This is a genomic window from Streptomyces xiamenensis, assembly GCF_000993785.3.
Classification (GTDB): Bacteria; Actinomycetota; Actinomycetes; order Streptomycetales; family Streptomycetaceae; genus Streptomyces; species Streptomyces xiamenensis.
Genome location: NZ_CP009922.3, coordinates 3,888,633 through 3,908,077, shown reverse-complemented (window position 1 = coordinate 3,908,077; position 19,445 = coordinate 3,888,633). Strand labels below are relative to the sequence as shown.

Below are 19,445 nucleotides of genomic sequence, written 5' to 3'. Positions count from 1 at the left end.
GCACACCCTCAGCACCACAAGGAGACCGAGTTGCTCACCGTCGGCGACAAGTTCCCCGAGTACGACCTCACCGCCTGCGTCAGCCTCGACGCCGAGAGCGCGTTCGCGCAGATCGACCACAAGACCTACGAGGGCAAGTGGCGCGTCGTGTTCTTCTGGCCGAAGGACTTCACCTTCGTGTGCCCCACCGAGATCGCCGCCTTCGGGCAGCTGGAGGAGGAGTTCGCGGACCGCGACGCCCAGATCCTCGGCGTCTCCGGTGACTCCGAGTTCGTGCACCACGCCTGGCGCAAGGACCACGCCGACCTGCGCGACCTGCCCTTCCCGATGCTCGCCGACTCCAAGCACGAGCTCATGCGTGCCGCCGGTGTGCAGGGCGAGGACGGCTTCGCCCAGCGGGCCGTCTTCATCGTCGACCCGAACAACGAGATCCAGTTCACCATGGTCACCGCGGGCTCCGTCGGCCGGAACCCCAAGGAGGTCCTGCGGGTGCTGGACGCGCTGCAGACCGACGAGCTGTGCCCCTGCAACTGGACCAAGGGCGAGACCACCCTGGACCCGGTCGCGCTGCTCGCGGGCGCGTGAGGCACACCTCATGGCTCTCGACGAACTGAAGGCGTCCGTCCCGGCGTACGCCAAGGATCTGAAGCTGAACCTCGGCTCCGTCATAGGCAACTCGCCCCTGCCCCAGCAGCAGCTGTGGGGCACCGTGCTCGCCTGCGCCATCGCCGCCCGCTCGGCGCTCGTGCTGCGTGAGCTGGAGCCGCAGGCGCGCGAGAACCTGTCGGAGGAGGCGTACACCGCCGCCAAGTCGGCCGCCGCCGTCATGGCGATGAACAACGTCTTCTACCGCACCCGCCACCTGCTGAGCGACCCGGAGTACGGCACCCTGCGCGCCGGGCTGCGGATGAACGTCATCGGCAACCCGGGCGTGGAGAAGGTCGACTTCGAGCTGTGGTCGCTCGCGGTCTCCGCCATCAACGGCTGCGGCCAGTGCCTGGACTCGCACGAGCAGGTGCTGCGCAAGGCCGGCGTCGACCGGGAGACCATCCAGGAGGCGTTCAAGATCGCTGCCGTCGTCCAGGCGGTCGCCACCACCCTGGACGCCGAGGCCGCCCTCGCCTGAGCGGCCCCGTGCCACGGCCTGCCCGGCCGGTCCTGATCAGGACCGGCCGGGCAGCGTCATCTCGAACCACACCAGCTTGCCGGTGGACAGCCGCGTCGCGCCCCACTTGCGGGCCAGCCGCTGCACCAGGTACAGCCCGCGCCCGCCCTCGTCGGCCGGGCCCGCCTGCCGCAGGCGCGGCAGCTGCGGCACGTCGTCGCCCACCTCGCAGCGCAGCACGTCGGTGCGCAGCAGCCGTACGCTCACGGGGCGTTCCGCGTACCGCACGGCGTTGGTGACCACCTCGGACACCAGCAGCTCGACGGCGTCCTCCAGCTCGGTCAGGTCCCAGCCGGCGAGCGAATCGCGCACCAGGCGGCGGGCGTGCCGCACCGACTCGGGGCGCGGCTCCAGCTCCAGGGACGCCTCGTTGCCGGGCGCGATGCCCTCGAAGCGGGCGGCCAGCAGGGCGATGTCGTCGTCACGGTCGCCGGGCCCCACGATGTCCAGGATGGCGTCGCACAGCGGCTCCAGCGGGGCCGAGTGATCGGGCCGGGTGAGCGAGCACGTCTCCGTGAGCTTCTCGCGCAGGTCCTCCACACCCGTCCACACGTCGCGGGTACGGGACTCCACCAGGCCGTCCGTGTACAGCACCAGGGTGGAGCCGGGCGGGGCGGGCAGCTCGACGGTCTGGAAGTCCACGCCGCCGACGCCGATGGGGGCGTTGGGCTCCAGGTTGACGACCTCGGTGGTGCCGTCGCGGTGCAGCAGCACCGACGGCGGGTGGCCCGCGTTGGCGGCGGTGATGCGGTGCGCGACCGGGTCGTACACCGCGTAGAGGCAGGTCGCCATGCGGTCATCCCCCAGGCGCTGGGCCTGCTCGTCCAGGTGGTGCAGCACCTCCTGGGGCGGCAGGTCGAGCCCGGCGAGGGTCTGCACGGTGGTGCGCAGCTGCCCCATGATGGCGGCCGAGGTGGTGGAGTGGCCCATCACATCGCCGACCACCAGCGCCACCCGGCTGCCGGGCAGCGGGATCGCGTCGTACCAGTCACCGCCGACCCGGGCGGTCTTCCCGGCGGGGAGATAGCGGCTGGCCAGGCGCACGCCGGTGGGCTGGGGCAGGTCGTCCGGCAGCATGGTGCGCTGGAGTTCGTCGGCGATCGACGCCTCGCGGCCGTGCAGGATCGCCTTGTCCACGCCGAGCGCGGAGTGGGTGGACAGCTGCTGGGCGACCTGGAGGTCGTCCTTCTCGAACGCGTCGTTGTCCGGGCGGCGCAGGAAGACGGCCGCGCCGATGACGCGGCGCTGCCCGCGCAGCGGGGCGAGGATGGCGTGCCGCTCCTCGGGCAGGGTCTCGGCGCCGGTCAGTTCGGACAGTGCCTGCTGGGAGACCTGCGTGTCGGTGAACACGGGGCGCACCCCGCGCAGCACCTCGGCGAGCGGGCCGTTGCCGCGCAGTTCCACCCGGGCGAGGGCGCCCGACAGCAGCGGCAGTACGGCGGCCGACCCCGTACCCCCGCCGCCATCGGCCGCCAGACCGCCCGAGACGTCGCGGAAGGCCAGCTCGTCCGGGATGCGGTCGGTGCGGCGCAGCACGAACACCCACGGGTTCTGGGGCTGTTCGTCGCCGACCGGCAGCGGGTTGAGCAGGTAGACGAGGATGGCGTCCGCGAAGGTGGGCACGGTGGCCCGGCAAAGGCCCAGGATGATCTCGTCGGCGTCGGAGCCGCGGGCGATGCGCCGGGTGGCGACGCCGACGAACCGCAGCCGGTCGATGGATCCCGAGCCACTGCCCACGGTGCCCGCGCCGCCGCCACCGCCCCCGGCGTCCGGTCGGACCGGTGGATGTTCGGCCGGGTCGGGCTCGGAGCGCGCGTGGGGCAGCGCCGCGGAGCCGGCGTGGGAGGGTACGTCCGCCGTGCGAGCCACGGGCTGCGGTGAGGTCGGGTCCGTCACGAGGGGATGTCCATCCATCCGGGCGAGGAACTGGCGTGCGAAGTGGGGATGTTGTGCGGTGGAGCGGTCGTGGGGGTCGATCCTACGTTTGACGCCGGGGGGTGCATCAAGAGGCTCTGGGTTGCTGCGGCACCGGGTGCGCGTCCCGCAACGGGGCGGGGAGCACCGCGGTCCGGTCCCAGTCGTGGGGCAGCGCGGGGTTCCGCCAGCGCGGATCCGGGCGCCAGGACTCCCAGTTCTCACTGAACGGCCGCCCCCAGGTCCCGATCACGCGCGTCGCCGCCTGGCCGGCCGCACGGATCCGCTCCGCCTGACCGGCGTCCAGCAGTCCTGCCAGCTGCGCCTGGGCGAATTCGTCCTCGTCCCGCCACTCCCAGCTGCGGTCGGGATAGACCGCGATATCGAGAAAGTGATCCTCCGAATCGACCCCGCCCGACCACCGGTGCAGGGGCTCTTCAAGATTGACGTACCAGTTCTTGAAGCGCCACCCCCGATCCCAGAAAAGCCACACGGACCAGGGCTCGCCGGGACGGGCCAGTTTGAGCACCCCGGTGCCCGACCAGCGGTCGCGCACCGTGATGCGCGGCTTGGTGTAGCGGGTCGCCAGCGGCTCCTGGTGGACCGGGGAGCCGTCGGCGAGCGCCGGGCGCACGCATTCGGTACCCGGTGCCACCCAGACGGCGAGCAGATCCGGCGCATCGCGGACCACGGTGACGGGGCGGCAGATATGAATACCCGGCGCCGCGTTCGCCCGGTAACGCCACAGAATGTGTTCCCCTGGTCGCCAAGCGTGCACTGGTTCTGTCATCGGCACATGATATTCGGGGCGACCGGGACAAGGCGCCACCCTCAAGGATGAGTCATGCGCAGTACATCCAGCGCCTCGTCGAGCTGCGCGAGGGTCAGCTCACCGCGCTCCACGTAGCCGCCGTCCAGCACCGCCTCCCGGATGGTCTTGCGTTCGGCGAGCGCCCGCTTGGCGATCCGGGCGGCCTCCTCGTACCCGAGATAGCGGTTGAGGGGGGTCACGACGGACGGCGAGGACTCGGCGTACTCGCGGGCGCGTTCGGCGTTGGCGGTGATTCCGGCCACGGTGCGTTCGGCGAGCAGGGTGGACGCGTTGGCCAGCAGCCGGATGGACTCCAGCAGATTCCTGGCCATCACGGGCAGCATCACGTTCAGCTCGAAGTTCCCCGCCGCGCCGGCCGCGGCGACGGCGGCGTCCGCGCCGGTGACCTGGGCACACACCATCAGCACGGCCTCCGGGATCACCGGGTTGACCTTGCCCGGCATGATCGAGGAACCCGGCTGCAGATCGGGGAGGTTGATCTCCGCCAGCCCGGCGCGCGGGCCCGACCCCATCCAGCGCAGGTCGTTGCAGATCTTGGTGAGCGAGACGGCGACGGTACGCAGCTGGCCCGAGGTCTCCACCAGGCCGTCGCGGGCGCCCTGTGCCTCGAAATGGTCCCGCGCCTCGGTCAGCGGCAGCCCGGTGGTACGGGCCACCTCCTCGATGACGGCGGCCGAGAAGCCTGCCGGGGTGTTGATCCCGGTGCCCACCGCCGTACCCCCCAGCGGCAGTTCGGCCAGTCGCGGCAGCGCGGTGCGCAACCGCTCCTGGCCGTAGCGGAGCTGCGCCGCGTATCCCCCGAACTCCTGCCCCAGAGTGACCGGGGTGGCGTCCATCAGATGGGTGCGCCCCGATTTCACCACCCCGGCGAATTCCGCGCCCTTGTCCTCGAACGCGGCGGCCAGCACGCCGAGCGCCGGGATCAGGTCCTCCAGCACGGCGGCCGTGGCGGCGATGTGGATCGAGGAGGGGAAGACGTCGTTGGAGGACTGGCTGGCGTTCACGTGGTCATTGGGGTGAACGGGCCGGCCGAGCCGCTCGGTGGCGAGCGTGGCGAGCACCTCGTTCATGTTCATGTTCGACGAGGTGCCGGAGCCGGTCTGGAAGACATCCACCGGAAAATGGTCGTCCCACGTTCCGGCCGTCACCTCGTCGGCGGCGGCGCAGATCGCCGCGCCGATGTCCGGATCCAGCACCCCGAGCCGTACGTTCACGGTGGCGGCCGCCGCCTTGATCCGGGCCAGCGCCGCGATGTGCCCCCGCTCCAGACGGTGCCCGGAGATCGGGAAGTTCTCCACCGCCCGCTGCGTCTGGGCCCGCCACTTCGCCCCGGCCGGGACCCGCACCTCCCCCATGGAATCGTGCTCGACCCGGAACTCACCGCTGAAGTCGCTCATGCCCCCAAGCTAACGCGCCCAGCAGGAACCCCTGGTGCGTCGGGCAGCCCCCGGATCGTGTCGCCGAGCCGGCCCGGGGAGGGGGCGGTACCGGTGCGCACCCGGGGCGCGCACCGGAATTCCCGCCCGGCGGGGTCAGCCGCGCGGGCCGCCCACCGGGATGCTCGTGATGAACGGCTGGTCCGGGGTCGGGTCGGTGAAGAAGTCGTTGCCCTTGTCGTCCACCACGATGAACGCCGGGAAGTCCTCCACCTCGATCTTCCAGATCGCCTCCATGCCCAGCTCCGCGTACTCCAGGACCTCCACCGCCTTGATGCAGTCCTGCGCCAGACGCGCGGCCGGGCCACCGATGGAGCCGAGGTAGAAACCGCCGTGCGCGGCACACGCCTTCGTCACCTGGGCCGAGCGGTTGCCCTTGGCCAGCATCACGTGGCTGCCGCCCGCCGCCTGGAACTGCGCCACGTAGGAGTCCATGCGGCCGGCCGTGGTCGGACCGAAGGAGCCCGAGGCGTACCCCTCGGGGGTCTTGGCCGGGCCCGCGTAGTACACGGCGTGGTCGCGCAGGTACTGCGGCATCTCCTCGCCCGCGTCCAGCCGCTCCTTGATCTTGGCGTGCGCGATGTCCCGCGCCACCACCAGCGGCCCGGTCAGCGAGAGGCGGGTCTTCACCGGGTGCTTGCTGAGTTCGGCGCGGATCTCGTCCATCGGCCGGGTGAGGTCGATCCGTACCACCTCGTCCTCGGTGAGGTGCTCGTCCGTGGTCTCCGGCAGGAAGCGCGCCGGGTCGGTCTCCAACTGCTCCAGGAAGACGCCCTCGGCGGTGATCTTGGCCTTGGCCTGGCGGTCGGCGGAGCAGGAGACCGCGATGGCCACCGGAAGGGAGGCGCCGTGCCGGGGCAGCCGCACCACGCGCACGTCGTGGCAGAAGTACTTGCCGCCGAACTGCGCCCCGATGCCGATCTTCTGGGTCAGCTCGAAGACCTTCTCCTCCAGGTCACGGTCACGGAAGCCGTGGCCGGTGGGCGAACCCTCGGCCGGCAGCTCGTCCAGGTAGTGCGCGGAGGCGTACTTGGCGGTCTTCAGCGCGTACTCGGCGGAGGTGCCGCCGACCACGATGGCCAGGTGGTACGGGGGGCAGGCGGCGGTGCCCAGGGAGCGGATCTTCTCCTCCAGGAACTTCATCATCGATGCCTCGTTCAGCACCGCCTTGGTCTCCTGGTAGAGGAACGACTTGTTCGCCGAGCCGCCGCCCTTGGCCATGAACAGGAACTTGTACGCGTCGCCGTCCTCGGCGTACAGCTCGATCTGGGCCGGCAGGTTGGAGCCGGTGTTCTTCTCGTCCCACATGGTCAGCGGCGCCATCTGGGAGTAGCGCAGGTTCAGCTTGGTGTAGGCGTCGAAGATGCCCCGGGAGAGCGCGCGGGCGTCCTCGCCCTCGGTGAGGACCTGCTGGCCGCGCTTGCCCATGACGATCGCGGTGCCGGTGTCCTGGCACATGGGCAGCACGCCGGCGGCGGCGATGTTGGCGTTCTTCAGCAGGTCGAGCGCCACGAAGCGGTCGTTCGGCGACGCCTCGGGGTCCTCCAGGATCTTCCGCAGCTGGGCCAGGTGCTCCGGGCGCAGATAGTGCGAGATGTCGTGCATGGCCTCGGCGGCGAGCCGCCGCAGCGCCTCCGGCTCGACCTGGAGGAAGGTGCGCCCACCGGCCTCGAAGGTGCTGACCCCCTCCGCGGTGACCAGACGGTACGGGGTGTCGTCCGCGCCGACCGGGAGCAGGTCGGTGTATTGGAACGCGGGACTGGCAGACATCGTCATCTCCACAGGGCCGGGGCGGTACAGCCTTTCCAGGGTACGGGGCCCGGTTCTCACTCCAGGGGGATGGGTCGTCCTGCCAGGGCCTTGCGGGCCCGGCGGGTGCGGCGGGAGCCGTAGCGGCCCTCCAGGTCCCGGGCGATGGCGGTGGTGGTGTGGTGGCCGATGAGGCCGAGCTGGACGCAGGCGCGTTCGGTGGGCCAGCCGTCGGGGCCGTAGTACTCGGCGAGGCGGGGTATGAGGGCGGCCCACAGTTCCGCGGCGGCTGCCGAGTTGCCGGTCTGCTGGGCGGCCTGGGCCTCGCGGGTGCGGGCGCGCAGCTCGTCGGCGGGGCGCGGCGGGGAGGCCTCCGGCTGCGGCTCCGGCACGTCCTCGCGCGGGGAGCTCGCGGGCGGGGTGTCCTGGACGGAGGGGGCGGGCGAGTGGGGCGGGGTGGTCGGCGGGGTGGCGGGTGCGTCCCGGTCGTACCCCGTGGGCACCCGGTCGGTGGGCTCGGAGGGGGCCGGTGCGGGCGGGGTGAGCCGGACGGTGTGCGGGGTGCTCACCCGCGGGTCGGGCTTCGGCTCGGGGGTCCTCTGGGGGCGGGCCAGCTCGCGCAGCCGGTCGCGTACGGCGGCGGCGCCCTTGGGGCGGTCGGCCGGGTCCTTGGCCAGCAGGGCGAGCACCAGCGCGTCGACGTCCGCCGGCAGCCCGGGGCGCAGCTCGCCGGGCCGCTGCGGGGGCGCCTCGTTGACCTGCCGGTACATCACCTGCATCACGGTGCCGCCGGGCGGGAAGACGGTGCGCCCGGTGAGCATGGTGAACAGCACACAGCCCAGCGCGTACACGTCGGTGGCGGCGGTGATCTCGGCGCCGGTGCACTGTTCGGGGGCCATGTAGTCGGGGGTGCCGATGGCGGTGCCGGTGGCGGTCAGGGAGGTGCGCCGGCCCTCGTCGATGCCCTCGGCGAGGTGGGCGATGCCGAAGTCCAGCAGCTTGACCCGCTGGTGGGTGATCATCACGTTGGCCGGCTTGAGGTCGCGGTGCACGATGCCGACGCCCGGGGCGTGCGCCGCCGAGAGCGCGTCGGCGATCTGCGCGCCCCACTCCAGGGCCAGGTCCAGCGGCAGCGGGCCGTTCGCCAGCGTGCGGTCCAGGGACTCCCCCGGCACCAGTTCCATCACCAGCATGACGGCCGAGCCGCCCTCGAACTCGCCGGTGAGCATGTCGTGCACAGTGACGATGTGCGGGTGGGCGAGCCGGGCGATGGCCATCGCCTCCCGCTCCAGGCGGCGCACCAGCGCGCTGTCCGCGCCGTCGGTGGCGGTCTTGATGGCGACATCGCGCCGCAGCCGCTCGTCGTGGGCCTGCCACACCTGGCCCATGCCGCCCTCGCCGAGCTTGCGCACCAGCCGGTACCGGCCGTCCAGAAGATCCCCGACCGCCATACGGTTCCCGTCCCCCGTCCGTGCCCTGCTGTCAGTTGGCGGGCATAGCATTCCACAGGACATCGCGGACAGGGGGACGGGGATGAGGACCACCGCCGGGCGCAGAGCGCGGCTCGCGGGCCTGCTGGGCGTGCTGATGCTGTTCGGGTTGCTCACCGCGCCGCCGGCCAGGGCGGCAGGGCAGCTGGAGGAGGCCATCGCGGCGCTCGCGGACGGCGAGACGGTGTGGGTGGCCGAGGACTACCAGGGCGCCGACCCACAGCTGGTCGAGCTGTTGCGGGCCCGCTACGAGCGGACGGACACCACCTTCCGGATCGCCTTCGTGACCGAGGAGATCGGCGAGGACGGGGCGGCGGCGCAGCAGTTGGCGGCGGAGATCGGCGAGCCCGGCGTGTACATGGTGCACAGCGAGACGCGGAGCGCCACCAGCGACAGCCCCGACCGCAGTGAGCAGCGCACCACGGTGGGCATCTCCCTGGACGAGTGGGACCTGTTCGACGAGGAGATGGCCCGGGTCGGGATCGGCAACGGAAATGTGCTGCTGAGCCTGCCCGACGCGCTGGACGGCGACGTGTCGACCGGGGTGCACGCACTGGCGGACGGCGACACACGGTTCTTCGTGGACCCGGCGGTGACCGAGGCGTTCCCCTCGCTGGACGAGGCAATGCTGGAGTCGGTGTTCGCCGGGGTGCCGCAGCTGCGGGTGGCCCTGGTGTCGGGGGTCAGCGGGCGGACCGAGGACACCATGGCGGCCCTGGCCGAGGACCTCCCGGACGACGGGGCGGCGCTGCTGCTCCAGTGGCAGGACGACGACTTCTCGGCGGTGATGGCCACCGGTCCCGGCGTGCCGTACACGATCAGCGATCTGGTGAGCGTGGTGGGATCGAGTGCCATCACCTCGGTCCCGGTGGCGGAGATGCCGGGGCGGCTGGCGCTGCTCGCCTCGGTGCTGTCGGACACCGACCTGCTGACGGAGGCGGCCGGCGTGCTCGGGGAGCAGGCGCTGTACGTGCATCCGGGGATCCCCGGCTTCGACGCGGAGGCGGAGTACGCGGCGGCGCTGTCCGGGGCGGGCACCCCGGTCCGGGTGGCGTTCCTGCCGGAGAGCGTGCTGGAACTGCAACTCGGCGAGGACACGCCGTGGTCGGGTGACGACGCCGAGCCGGCGGGGATGCTGGCCGGGCAGGTCGACTGGGCGGACGCGCCGGAGCAGCGGATGGTGGTGTACCGGGTCGACACGTACAACGGGGGACGCGTCTCGGCCGTGTCGGTGTCCGGTGACGACGGCCTCGCCCAGCGGGCGTGGGGGACACAGCAGTCCGGGGAAGGATTCGTGGCGGCCTCGCTGGACGCGCTGCTGGAACTGGTGGACGCTCCGGCGGCCGCCGTGCCCGGGGCGGACGAGGCCGATGAGGGGGCGGACGCCGAGACCGGCGAGGGGGGCGGCTGGAGCCCGACCACCTGGGTGGTGCTGGCCGTCGTCGCGCTGAGCGTGCTGTCCACGGCCAACCTGCTGGTCCGGGTGCTGTTCCCGCGCCGCCGCCGGATACGCGCCGCGGCGGCGCGCGCCAGGAAGGTCGCCCGGATGACACCGGAGCAACTGGCGAGGGAGCGGGAGCGGGCGGAGATCCCCGCGCGCGCGGCGCGGAACGATCTGGAGCGGCTGGACGAGGTGCTGGCCGGGCTGCCGATGCCCCGTACCTCACCGCGGCAGGTGCGGGTGCTGCAGCGCATCCGCGCCGATCACGAACGGCTGCTCCAGGCTCACGCGGACGCGGTGACCTGGGACGACGTCGCGGCGATACGGGAACGGGCGCGGCGGCTGAACGCGGCCGTCGAGCTGTGGCGCCAGATGGAGTCCCGGGCCCCGGCGGCCCACTGAGCGGCGCGGGCGTCGGGCTTCAGTCCGTCAGCGGTTCGGGCCACGCGTGGGCGGGGAGCAGGTCGCGCAGCGGCGCCGAGCGGTCGGGGCCGAGGATGACCCGGGTGTCGATGTTGGCGGGGTCGATCTGCCGGATGAACTCGCGGCAGCGCCCGCACGGGGGCAGCACGTGCGGGCGGCCGGTGGTCTCGTCGCGCCACACGGCGACAATGTCGGCGATGCGGTACTCGCCGGCCGTCACCATGGCGGCGATGGCGGCGTGTTCGGCGCAGAAGCCGGTGCCGCACGGGGTGTCGATACACACGCCCCGGTGGTGCGCTCCGGTGTCGGTGACCAGCACGCTGGCCACATTGCCGAAGAGCCGGTCCCCTGCCCGGTGCGGGCGCAGGGCGGCCAGGGCCTCGTCGATCAGCTCGCGGTGCATGGCCGGCACCGTACCGGCGGCACGGGCCGGGCCACCACGCGTTTTCGGTGTGCTCGCACGCGTGGTGGCCCGGCCCGGCGCGGGGTTCAGCCGGTCACTCCGTCCGGAGCCCCTCGGGCCGCATCAGCCGCCACAGCAGCGGCATGCTGGCCAGGGTGACCACGGCGATCACCACGAGTCCGGCCGCCGCCATGGGCAGGAAGCCGAACCAGTCGGTGACCCGCAGGCCCACCATCCGCATCAGGACGAAGCCCAGCACCGTACCGGCGACGCTGGCCACGGTCAGGCCCAGGGCCACCGGGACGGCGGTCTGCCACAGCACGGAGGCGCTCAGCGTGGTGCGTTTGGTGCCGAAGGCCACCAGGGAGGCCAGCAGCCGCTTGCGCTCGCGCAGTTGTTCCAGCTGGGAGACGATCATGCTGGCCCCGATCAGGGCGAGCACGGCGATCGAGCCGATGAGCAGCCCGCGCTGGATAGAGGCGAACTCGTCGGAGGTCCACGCCGACTGGATCTCCCACAGCGCGGGGCGCTCGGGCATCCCGAACAGGACGGTGCGCAGCCGCTCGACGGTGTCGACCCGGTCGTCCGGGTCCACGTTGATCAGCACTTCGGTGAAGCCGCCGCCGAAGCGTGAGCCGTCCAGCGCGCCGGGGGTGGCCAGGATGCCGTGGGCCCAGCGGCCCAGCGGGTCGCCGACGGAATCGACACGGAGGGCGTCGTCCGGGACGGTCCACAGGTCGGGCCCGGCGCGGTCCGGGTCCCAGGCCGCGCCGTCGGCGTCGACGCTCACGTCGACGGTGTCGCCGGGGCCGGGCAGCGGGAAGGTCCCCTCCCCCGGGTCGTCGGGGTCGGCGGCGAGGAAGACGTCGCCGTTGGCGCAGTCGGGGAGGTCGGCCATCTTCCGCAGGGTGGTGCAGTCGGCGATGTACACGCCGGGGGCCACCAGTTCGCCGGGCAGTTGGCGGTCCTCGGGCCGGACCGCGTAGCCGGAGTAGCTGCCGAAGATGTCCAGCACGCCCTGGGTGCCGGAGAGTTCGCCGAGCATCCCGGTGCTGCTCTCGGCGGTCATGCCGGAGGAGACGACCTGGATCTGGGCCTCGTCGGTGTCGTAACCGGTGGGGCCGCTCTCCTCGGCCTGTACGCCGCCGAACAGCATCTGCAGGGCGATGGCCCCGGCGACGGCGACGGTGATGCCGCTGACCGCGCGGGAGGCGGAGCCGCTGCCCAGCTGGAGCCGGCGGACGGCCAGCTGCCAGGAGACGGGGCCGCCGCGGAAGGCGGCGACGCCGCGTTCCACGAGCCACGGCAGGAAGGCGGTGGCGCCGACCAGGACCAGGACGATGCCCGCGCCGGCCTGGAGTTCGCGGGCCCCGCCGCTGCCGGCGGAGTAGGCACCGGCCAGCGGGAGCAGCAGCATGAGGCCCAGTGCGGCCGGCACCAGCCGCCACCACAGCCGCCGGGGGCGGTCGGCCGACTCCCGGACGACGCCCAGGGGTTCGATGGCGACGCCGCGCAGTGCGAACAGCGTGACCAGGACGGCGGACAGCGGCACGGCGGCCAGGATGAGGACGGCCAGCGGCGCGCTGGGCACGAAGTCGGCGGGGAAGGCGCTCGTCCCGGCGAGGGTGATGTGGGAGGCGGCCTGGCGCAGCAGCAGGAAGAACAGCAGGCCGACCGCGAGGCCGAGCAGAGCACCGGCCAGCGCCTCCCCCGCGGCGATGCGGCGGGTGCCGGAGCGGTCGGCGCCGACCAGGCGCAGGGCGGCCAGACGCTGGTCGCGGCGTTCGCCGCCGAACCGTACGGCGGTGGCGATGAAGACGGCCACCGGCATGAGCAGCACCACGCAGATCACCAGGATGAGCAGGATCAGCATGGGGCTCAGGGGTGTGGGCGGGTAGCTGGCGCCGAAGGCGTCGGTGCGGTTGTGGTGCGGCGTGCCGTCGGCGGCGGCGTCGGTGAGGGTGTCGGTGCCCATGTAGAAGACGAGTTCGGCCGGGCCCCGCAGTCCGGCGTCGCCGATGGTGCCGGTGATCTCGTACCCGGCGAGCCGTTCCCGCAGGACCTCGTGGCCGGAGGAGTCCAGGAGGCGCTTCAGGGCCGGGGAGACCACCATCTCGCCGGGTGCCGGGAAGGCGGCGACGCCCGGGGGCGGGGTGGCCGTGGTGGCCTCGCCCGCGTCGGGCTGCAGGAGCATGCCGGTGACCTGCGCCCCGTGGTAGACGGTGGGGATGCTCTCGTAGCGCAGGGTGTCGGGACCGGGCGCCAGGTCCTCGTACCAGATCGGTACGCGGGCGTCGGCGCGGCTGTCCACGTTCTGGAGCACGCTGGGCGCGGAGGCGGCGAACAGCAGCAGGGCGACGCCGAGGCCGACGCCTATGGCGGTGAGGGTGGTGCGGGCCCAGCCGGGCCGGCCGCCGGCGACGGCGAACCGGACGCCCATGAGCAGATCCCGTGTCCACACGGAGACCGGCGTTGTCATGCCGCCCCCGCCATGTCGCGCGCCTTGCCGTCACGGACGACGACCTCGCGGTCGGAGAAGGCGGCGACCCGTGATTCGTGGGTGACCAGGACGATGGCGGCGGCCGACTCCTGGGCGGCCTCGACGAGCAGTTGCATGACACGTTCGCCGTTGAGGGAGTCGAGAGCGCCGGTGGGCTCGTCGGCGAAGACCACCCGCGGGTTGTTGACGAGGGCACGGGCGACGGCGACGCGCTGGCCCTGGCCGCCGGAGACCTGCCCGGGGCGGTGGTGGCGTACGTCGTCCACTTCCAGGCGGGCGAGCCATTCGGTGGCGCGGGCCTCGGCCTCCTTGCGCTTGGTGCCGGTGAGGCGCAGCGGGAGGGCGACGTTCTCGACGCAGCTCAGTTCGGGGACGAGCCGGCCGAACTGGAAGACGAAGCCGAAGTCGGCGCGGCGCAGGGCGCTGCGTTCGGCGTCCGAGAGGGCGGCCAGGTCGCGGCCCTGGTAGCGGACGGTGCCCTGGTCGGGCGGGACCAGGCCGGCCAGGCAGTGCAGCAGGGTGGACTTGCCGGATCCGGAGGGGCCCATGACGGCGACGACTTCGCCGGCGTCGATGGAGAAGTCGGCGCCGGCGAGGGCGGGGGTGCTGGCGTAGGACTTGTGCAGGTCGTTCGCGGTGAGCAGGGCTGTCACGGGTGGATCTCCTTGGCGAGCCGTTCCAGGCGTGCGGCGGCCATTTCGAGCCAGCGCAGATCGGCTTCGAGATGGAACAGGGCGTGGTCGCAGATGAGCTGGTCGGCGAGGTCGCCGCTGCTCTTGCGCCGGGTGAGCTGCCGCATCAGCCGCAGGTGTTCGGCACGCTGGGTGTCCAGGATCCGGTTGGCGTCGCGCCGGGTGAGCAGAGCGAGGACGACCTTGGTGTAGAGCGTGGACTGGAGGTAGGGCTCGGGCTTCTCGGGGGTGCCGAGCCAGGCGTCGACGTCGGTGATGCCGGCGTCGGTGATGGCGTAGCGCTTGCGCTCGGGTCCGCCACCCGCCTCGATGCCGTCGACCTCGACCAGGCCGTTCTTCAGCAGCCGGGACATCGTGGAGTAGACCTGCCCGTAGTGCAGCGGGCGGTCCTGGCCGAAGTGATCGTCGAAGGTGCGCTTGAGGTCGTAGCCGTGTCTGGGGCCGGCTTCCAGGAGCGCGAGCAGGGTGTGACCGATGGACATGGCCGTCACTATACACACCACGTATAAACCGCGTGTATACCCAGATTGCATAGCCCTTGACCTGCATCAATGATCAAGGGCCCTGCGCAGCACCAACCCCGAATGGGCTAAGCGCCGTTGACTTCCGCCGCGATGCGGTCCCCGATGGCGGCGTCGACGCTGCGCCAGTAGTCCAGCGCGCGGCGCAGCACCGGCGGGCTCACGTCCTCCTTCAGATGGCCGGCCACATTGCTCACCAGACGCGTCCTGGCCGCGTCGTCCAGCACGGTGCGCACCATCGTCCCGGCCTGCCCGAAGTCGTCGTCCTCGGAGTGCAGCGTGTACGCGGCCCGCACCATCTCGCCCGCCGTCCGCCAGCCGGCCGGCTCCCCGTACCGGGCGGTGTCGGCGGCCGGGCCACCGTAGGAGTTCGGCGCGTACGGTGCCGCCGTCCTGGCCGGCTCGTAGCGCATCGGGCCGTCCTTGGCGTACGAGCGCACCGGGACGACCGGACGGTTCGGCGGCAGCTGGGCGTAGTTGGGGCCGATGCGGTAGCGGTGGGTGTCCGGATAGGAGAACAGCCGGCCCAGCAGCATCTTGTCCGGCGAGGGCCCGATCCCCGGCACCAGCGAGGACGGCTCGAAGGCGGCCTGCTCGATGTGGACGAAGTAGTCCTCCGGGTTCTCCTCCAGCCGCATCCGGCCCACCTCGATCAGCGGGTAGTCGCCGTGCGGCCACACCTTGGTGAGGTCGAAGGGGTTGAAGCGGTAGTCGGGCGCGTCCTCGAACGGCATCGCCTGCACGTACATCGTCCAGGTCGGCGCCTCGCCGCGGTCGATCGCCGTGTACAGGTCGCGGCGGTGCGCGTCCGCGTCCTGGCCCGCCAGCTCGTCCGCCTCCGTCTGGGTGAGGAAGTCGATGCCCTGGTCCGTCTTCAGGTGGTACTTCACCCAGTGCCGCTCGCCGGCCGCGTTCACCCACAGGTAGGTGTGGGAGCCGTACCCGTTCATGTGCCGCCAGGTGCGCGGGATGCCCCGGTCGCCCATCAGCCACGTGACCATGTGCGCCGACTCCGGCGACAGGGTCCAGAAGTCCCACTGCATGTCGTGGTCGCGCAATCCACTGCCCGGGTGACGCTTCTGCGAGCGGATGAAGTCCTGGAACTTCTGCGGGTCGCGGACGAAGAACACCGGAGTGTTGTTCCCGACCAGGTCGTAGTTCCCCTCCTGGGTGTAGAACTTCAGCGCGAAGCCGCGCGGGTCCCGCCAGCTGTCCGGGCTGCCCTGCTCCCCCGCCACCGTCGAGAACCGCGCCAGCATCCGGGTGCGCCGCCCCGGCTGGAACAGGTCGGCCCGGGTCAGCTCGCTCACGTCCCCGGTCACCGTGAAGGTGCCGTACGCGCCGCCGCCCTTGGCGTGCACCACCCGTTCCGGCACCCGCTCCCGGTTGAACTGCGCCATCTTCTCGATCAGATAGTGGTCCTGGAGCAGGACGGGACCGTCCGGCGAAACCGTCAGTGAGTGCTCGTCGCTCTCCACCGGTACGCCGGCGTTGTTGGTGGTGTGGTCCATGGCGAAGCCTCCTCCCGACTGCGGGTCCCGACCAGCGAATCGCGGTCCCGTCGCATCGGCAACCGATTGGACTCCGTCAAGACCTGTAGTTTGTTCAACGCGGAAGCAAGCAACTCGGCCCATTACCGCTGCGTCTGTCCCACTGGCGCGTGGACACGGGGAGTCACGCCATAGGGAGCGGTCGGAGACAGACAATGCAGCACACCTCGGGGGACGGCGACGACGGGGGCACCCCGCAGCCCGCAGCCCCAGCGGACCCGGCCACCTCTCCCGCCCCTCCCGCACCCCCATTCACCGTGGCCGAACGCGCCGGCGCCGCGCTGCACACCGCCACCCGCCGCACCACGGACCTGGCCCTCGGCTACGCCCGCAAGCCCTACTGGGACCGGCCCAGCTCCGAATGGCTGATGCGCCGCTGGCCCGACCTCACCGCCTGCCTGGTCGCCACCTTCTTCTTCTGGCTCTCCCTCACCCCCTCCCTGGTGCCGCGCCCCTGGTACTACCAGGGCGCCATCGGCGGCATCACCGCCGCCATCGGCTACGGCCTGGGCTCCACCGTCTCCTCGCTCTACCGGCTACTGCCCTGGCAGCCCAGCCCCCGCCTTCGTGCCCGCGCCTGGCTGGGGTACGAACTGCTGCTCCCGTTCGCGGTCGCGATCATGCTCGGCCGCAGCGCCGACATGCAGCGCGAACTGCGCCGGCTCCAGGAACTGCCACCCACCCTGACCTGGCACTCCCTCATGATCGCGCTGATCTCGCTCGGTGTGCTGGTGCTCTTCGTGGCCGTCGCCCGCGCCATCCGGCTGCTGACCCGCCTGATCACCCGCTGGCTCAACCGCTTCGTGCCCTGGCCGCTGGCCGTCGCCCTCGGCCTGGCCCTCACCAGCCTCATCGTGGTCTACGGCACCCGCGACGTGGTGTGGGACCGCGGCGTACTCACCATCGCCGACCGGCTCTCCGCGGCCAAGGACCGCAGCACCGACGACGGCGTGATGCGCCCGTACTCCCCCATGGTCTCCGGCAGCCCCGACTCGCTGATCTCCTGGGAGGACCTCGGCAACAAGGGCCGCACCTTCACCGGAACGGTGCTGTCCACCGAGGAGATCACCCAGTTCACCGGGCGCCCCGCCCAGCCGCCCATCCGGGTGTACGTGGGCCGCGCCGCCTACGGCGCGTACCCGGACGGCGCCGCGCTGGCCGTGCGGGAACTGGAGCGCACCGGGGCCTTCGACCGCGAGGTGCTCGCCATCGCCGGCACCACCGGCACCGGCTGGATCAACCCCACCACGGTGGAGGCGCTGGAGTTCATGCACGGCGGCGACACCGCGGTCGTCACCATGCAGTACTCCTACCTCCCCAGCTGGGCCTCGTTCGTGGTGGACCGCGAGGAGGCCGGCAACGCCACCCGCGAACTGGTGGACGCCGTGTGGGAGCACTGGTCACAGCTGCCCGAGGACAACCGCCCCAAGCTCGTCGTCTTCGGCGAGTCCCTCGCCGTCACCGCCATCGAGGACGCCTTCGACGGCCTGGAGGATCTGCTCGCCCGCACCGACGGCGCGCTGCTGGTCGGCCCGCCCGACTTCTCCCCGCTCCACAGCGAACTCACCGCCGGCCGCGACCCCGGCAGCCCCGTGTGGCGCCCGGTGTACGACGGCGGGAGGCACGTACGGTTCGCCCAGTTCCCCGAGCGGGACCTGCTGCTGGAACCGGGCCCCTGGGAGGAACCGCGGGTGATCTACCTCCAGAACGCCTCCGACCCGGTCGTGTGGTGGTCACCCGATCTGCTCTTCCAGCGGCCCGAATGGATGAACGAGCCGCTGGGCCCGGACGTCACCTCGCAGATCGACTGGTTCCCGTTCGTCACCTTCTGGCAGACGACGGTCGACATGGCCGTCTCGTACGGGTCGCCCGCGCCGCACGGCCACCGCTACGGCTCCAACCCGGTCGACGCCTGGGCGTACATCGCGCCCTCGGAAGGATGGAGCCAGCCGCTGACGGACGCCCTGAGCGTCCTGCTCGAAGCGCGCCACCCACCCCAGCACGGCTGGGCCGGGTAGCGGGTCTCCCCGGCGCGCCCGCGGCCGGCCCCGGCACCCGGGCCGGAGCACTGTGCGGTCAACGCCGCACGGTGCCGCTCACTCCCACCGGAGCTGGGCGACCACCGGCAGATGGTCACTGCCGACAGCGGGCAGCGTGTGAATACGGGAGACCGTCGCGGAGCGCGCCATGACCTGGTCGATCCTGGCCACGGGGAAGGACGCGGGGAAGCTGAAGGCGAAGCCGCTCTCCGGAACGTTCAGCCGGGACGTCAGCGGCGCCAGGCCACGGTCCTCGACCGTGCCGTTGAGGTCGCCCAGCAGGACCACCCGGGCCTGCTCCTCGGCCTCGATGGCCCGCGCCAGCCGTTCGGCGCTCTCGTCACGCCGGGCGGACGCGAACCCGCCGCCCCCCAGACGCACCGACGGCAGATGCGCGACATACGCCGCGAACTCGCCCTGTGGCGCGTGGACCACGGTCCGCATCCCCCGGCTCCAGTACTCCTCGATGTCCCGGGGCTTGATGTCCACGACCCGGGTGCCGCTCAGCGGGTGGACGGACCAGAGCCCCACGGTGCCCCGGACCTCGTGGTACGGATACCGCGCGGCCAGCTCCTCCCGATAGACGGGCAACGCCGAGGGCAACAGCTCCTGGAGCGCGATGAGATCGGCCCCCGCGTCCACCAGGGCGCGGGCGGCGCCCGCCGGGTCCTCGTTCTCGTCGCTCACGTTGTGCTGCACCACGACGAGATCGGCGTCACCGGCCTGCGCCGACCGGACCAGCCCGCCGAAGAGAGAGGCCCAGGCGACCACCGGCAGCAGCACAGCGATCAGCGCGGTGGCAGAACGCCGCAGCACCGCGAGACCGAACAGCACCACGATCACCAGGCCGAGCCAGGGCAGGAAGGACTCCAGCAGACTGCCAAGACGGCCCGGTGTGTTGGGGACGGCGCCGGGGAACGCCAACAGTCCGCCCGTCAGCACCGCCAGCGCCGCGAGCACCCGCCCCCGGCCCCAGACCGACCGGCCCCGGGCATCCTCGCCCAGCCACCACGTCAGCGGGCGCCAGGTCTTCTTCGGCGTCGGCGTATCCGCCCCGGTCTCCTCCGGCACGGTCATCCCTTCGTCCGGTCCCGCGCGTGAGCGGGCGCCACCGCACCGGTGTCTGCCGTGGCAGGCGGGGTCTGCGCCGGGTGACGCGCGGAGCGTGCTTGATCATCGGTCCTGTGGTGCAGGGGCTGACGTGATCCGCCGCCCGCGGCCGTGGGGACAGGCCGACGCGATGCCGCCCGGTCCGGGCCGGGCGGCCCGGAGACGGAGCCGGGACCGCTC

15 protein-coding genes are annotated in these 19,445 nt (G+C 72.2%); 4 read left to right on the top strand and 11 right to left on the bottom strand.

All coding sequences use genetic code 11. The features are described 5' to 3' along the window. Nucleotides 1-30: 30 nt before the first annotated feature. Together SXIM_RS18140 and SXIM_RS18135 are read left to right on the top strand one after the other, a co-directional pair. A complete protein-coding gene (locus SXIM_RS18140) occupies nucleotides 31-585 on the top strand; it encodes a peroxiredoxin (protein ID WP_030737525.1) in 555 nt (184 codons plus the stop codon). Nucleotides 586-595: 10 nt separating this feature from the next. Then, a complete protein-coding gene (locus SXIM_RS18135; protein ID WP_030737528.1) occupies nucleotides 596-1,126 on the top strand; it encodes an alkyl hydroperoxide reductase in 531 nt (176 codons plus the stop codon). Between the two features lie 36 nt (nucleotides 1,127-1,162). Here SXIM_RS18135 and SXIM_RS18130 read toward each other — a convergent pair whose 3' ends face one another. The 5 genes from SXIM_RS18130 to SXIM_RS18110 all read right to left on the bottom strand — a co-directional run bounded on the left by SXIM_RS18130 (nucleotide 1,163) and on the right by SXIM_RS18110 (nucleotide 8,547). Continuing rightward, nucleotides 1,163-3,061: an ATP-binding SpoIIE family protein phosphatase gene (locus SXIM_RS18130; RefSeq protein WP_078846969.1), complete on the bottom strand. Its 1,899-nt coding sequence runs from the start codon at nucleotides 3,059-3,061 to the stop codon at nucleotides 1,163-1,165. A gap of 106 nt (nucleotides 3,062-3,167) precedes the next feature. Beyond that, nucleotides 3,168-3,869: a cytidylyl-2-hydroxypropylphosphonate hydrolase gene (gene fomD / locus SXIM_RS18125; RefSeq protein WP_046724685.1), complete on the bottom strand. Its 702-nt coding sequence runs from the start codon at nucleotides 3,867-3,869 to the stop codon at nucleotides 3,168-3,170. Between the two features lie 41 nt (nucleotides 3,870-3,910). After that, complete coding sequence (locus tag SXIM_RS18120; protein ID WP_030737535.1) at nucleotides 3,911-5,308, bottom strand: class II fumarate hydratase; 1,398 nt, start codon at nucleotides 5,306-5,308, stop codon at nucleotides 3,911-3,913. A gap of 135 nt (nucleotides 5,309-5,443) precedes the next feature. Continuing rightward, nucleotides 5,444-7,123: a fumarate hydratase gene (locus SXIM_RS18115; RefSeq protein WP_030737537.1), complete on the bottom strand. Its 1,680-nt coding sequence runs from the start codon at nucleotides 7,121-7,123 to the stop codon at nucleotides 5,444-5,446. Between the two features lie 50 nt (nucleotides 7,124-7,173). Then, nucleotides 7,174-8,547 carry a serine/threonine-protein kinase gene (locus SXIM_RS18110; protein ID WP_053116242.1) on the bottom strand — a complete coding sequence of 458 codons (1,374 nt, stop codon included), beginning with the start codon at nucleotides 8,545-8,547 and terminating at the stop codon, nucleotides 7,174-7,176. A gap of 82 nt (nucleotides 8,548-8,629) precedes the next feature. On the opposite strand from SXIM_RS18110, the gene SXIM_RS18105 reads away from it, so the two are divergent. Next, nucleotides 8,630-10,429, top strand: coding sequence for a hypothetical protein (locus SXIM_RS18105; RefSeq protein WP_030728270.1), 1,800 nt, complete (start codon nucleotides 8,630-8,632; stop codon nucleotides 10,427-10,429). A gap of 19 nt (nucleotides 10,430-10,448) precedes the next feature. Here the strand turns inward: SXIM_RS18105 and SXIM_RS18100 are convergent, their stop codons facing one another. From SXIM_RS18100 to SXIM_RS18080, 5 genes are all read right to left on the bottom strand, one after another. After that, nucleotides 10,449-10,853, bottom strand: coding sequence for a cytidine deaminase family protein (locus tag SXIM_RS18100; RefSeq protein ID WP_030728273.1), 405 nt, complete (start codon nucleotides 10,851-10,853; stop codon nucleotides 10,449-10,451). Between the two features lie 94 nt (nucleotides 10,854-10,947). Beyond that, nucleotides 10,948-13,332, bottom strand: coding sequence for an FtsX-like permease family protein (locus SXIM_RS18095; protein WP_030728275.1), 2,385 nt, complete (start codon nucleotides 13,330-13,332; stop codon nucleotides 10,948-10,950). Then, nucleotides 13,329-14,006 carry an ABC transporter ATP-binding protein gene (locus SXIM_RS18090; protein WP_046724684.1) on the bottom strand — a complete coding sequence of 226 codons (678 nt, stop codon included), beginning with the start codon at nucleotides 14,004-14,006 and terminating at the stop codon, nucleotides 13,329-13,331. Before SXIM_RS18090 ends, SXIM_RS18095 begins: the two co-directional genes overlap by 4 nt. Continuing rightward, entirely contained in the window at nucleotides 14,003-14,527 is a 525-nt protein-coding gene (locus SXIM_RS18085; RefSeq protein ID WP_030728281.1) for a PadR family transcriptional regulator, read from the bottom strand. The genes SXIM_RS18090 and SXIM_RS18085 overlap by 4 nt, the downstream gene beginning before the upstream one ends. Nucleotides 14,528-14,634: 107 nt before the next feature. Further along, a complete protein-coding gene (locus SXIM_RS18080; protein WP_030728284.1) occupies nucleotides 14,635-16,077 on the bottom strand; it encodes a catalase in 1,443 nt (480 codons plus the stop codon). 296 nt (nucleotides 16,078-16,373) lie between these two features. Here SXIM_RS18080 and SXIM_RS18075 point away from each other — a divergent pair, with 296 nt between their 5' ends. Then, nucleotides 16,374-18,134 (top strand): alpha/beta hydrolase, encoded by a 1,761-nt coding sequence (locus SXIM_RS18075; protein WP_420707213.1) that lies wholly within the window; start codon nucleotides 16,374-16,376, stop codon nucleotides 18,132-18,134. 78 nt (nucleotides 18,135-18,212) lie between these two features. Here SXIM_RS18075 and SXIM_RS18070 read toward each other — a convergent pair whose 3' ends face one another. Next, nucleotides 18,213-19,232, bottom strand: coding sequence for an endonuclease/exonuclease/phosphatase family protein (locus tag SXIM_RS18070; RefSeq protein WP_107073942.1), 1,020 nt, complete (start codon nucleotides 19,230-19,232; stop codon nucleotides 18,213-18,215). Nucleotides 19,233-19,445: the final 213 nt, after the last annotated feature.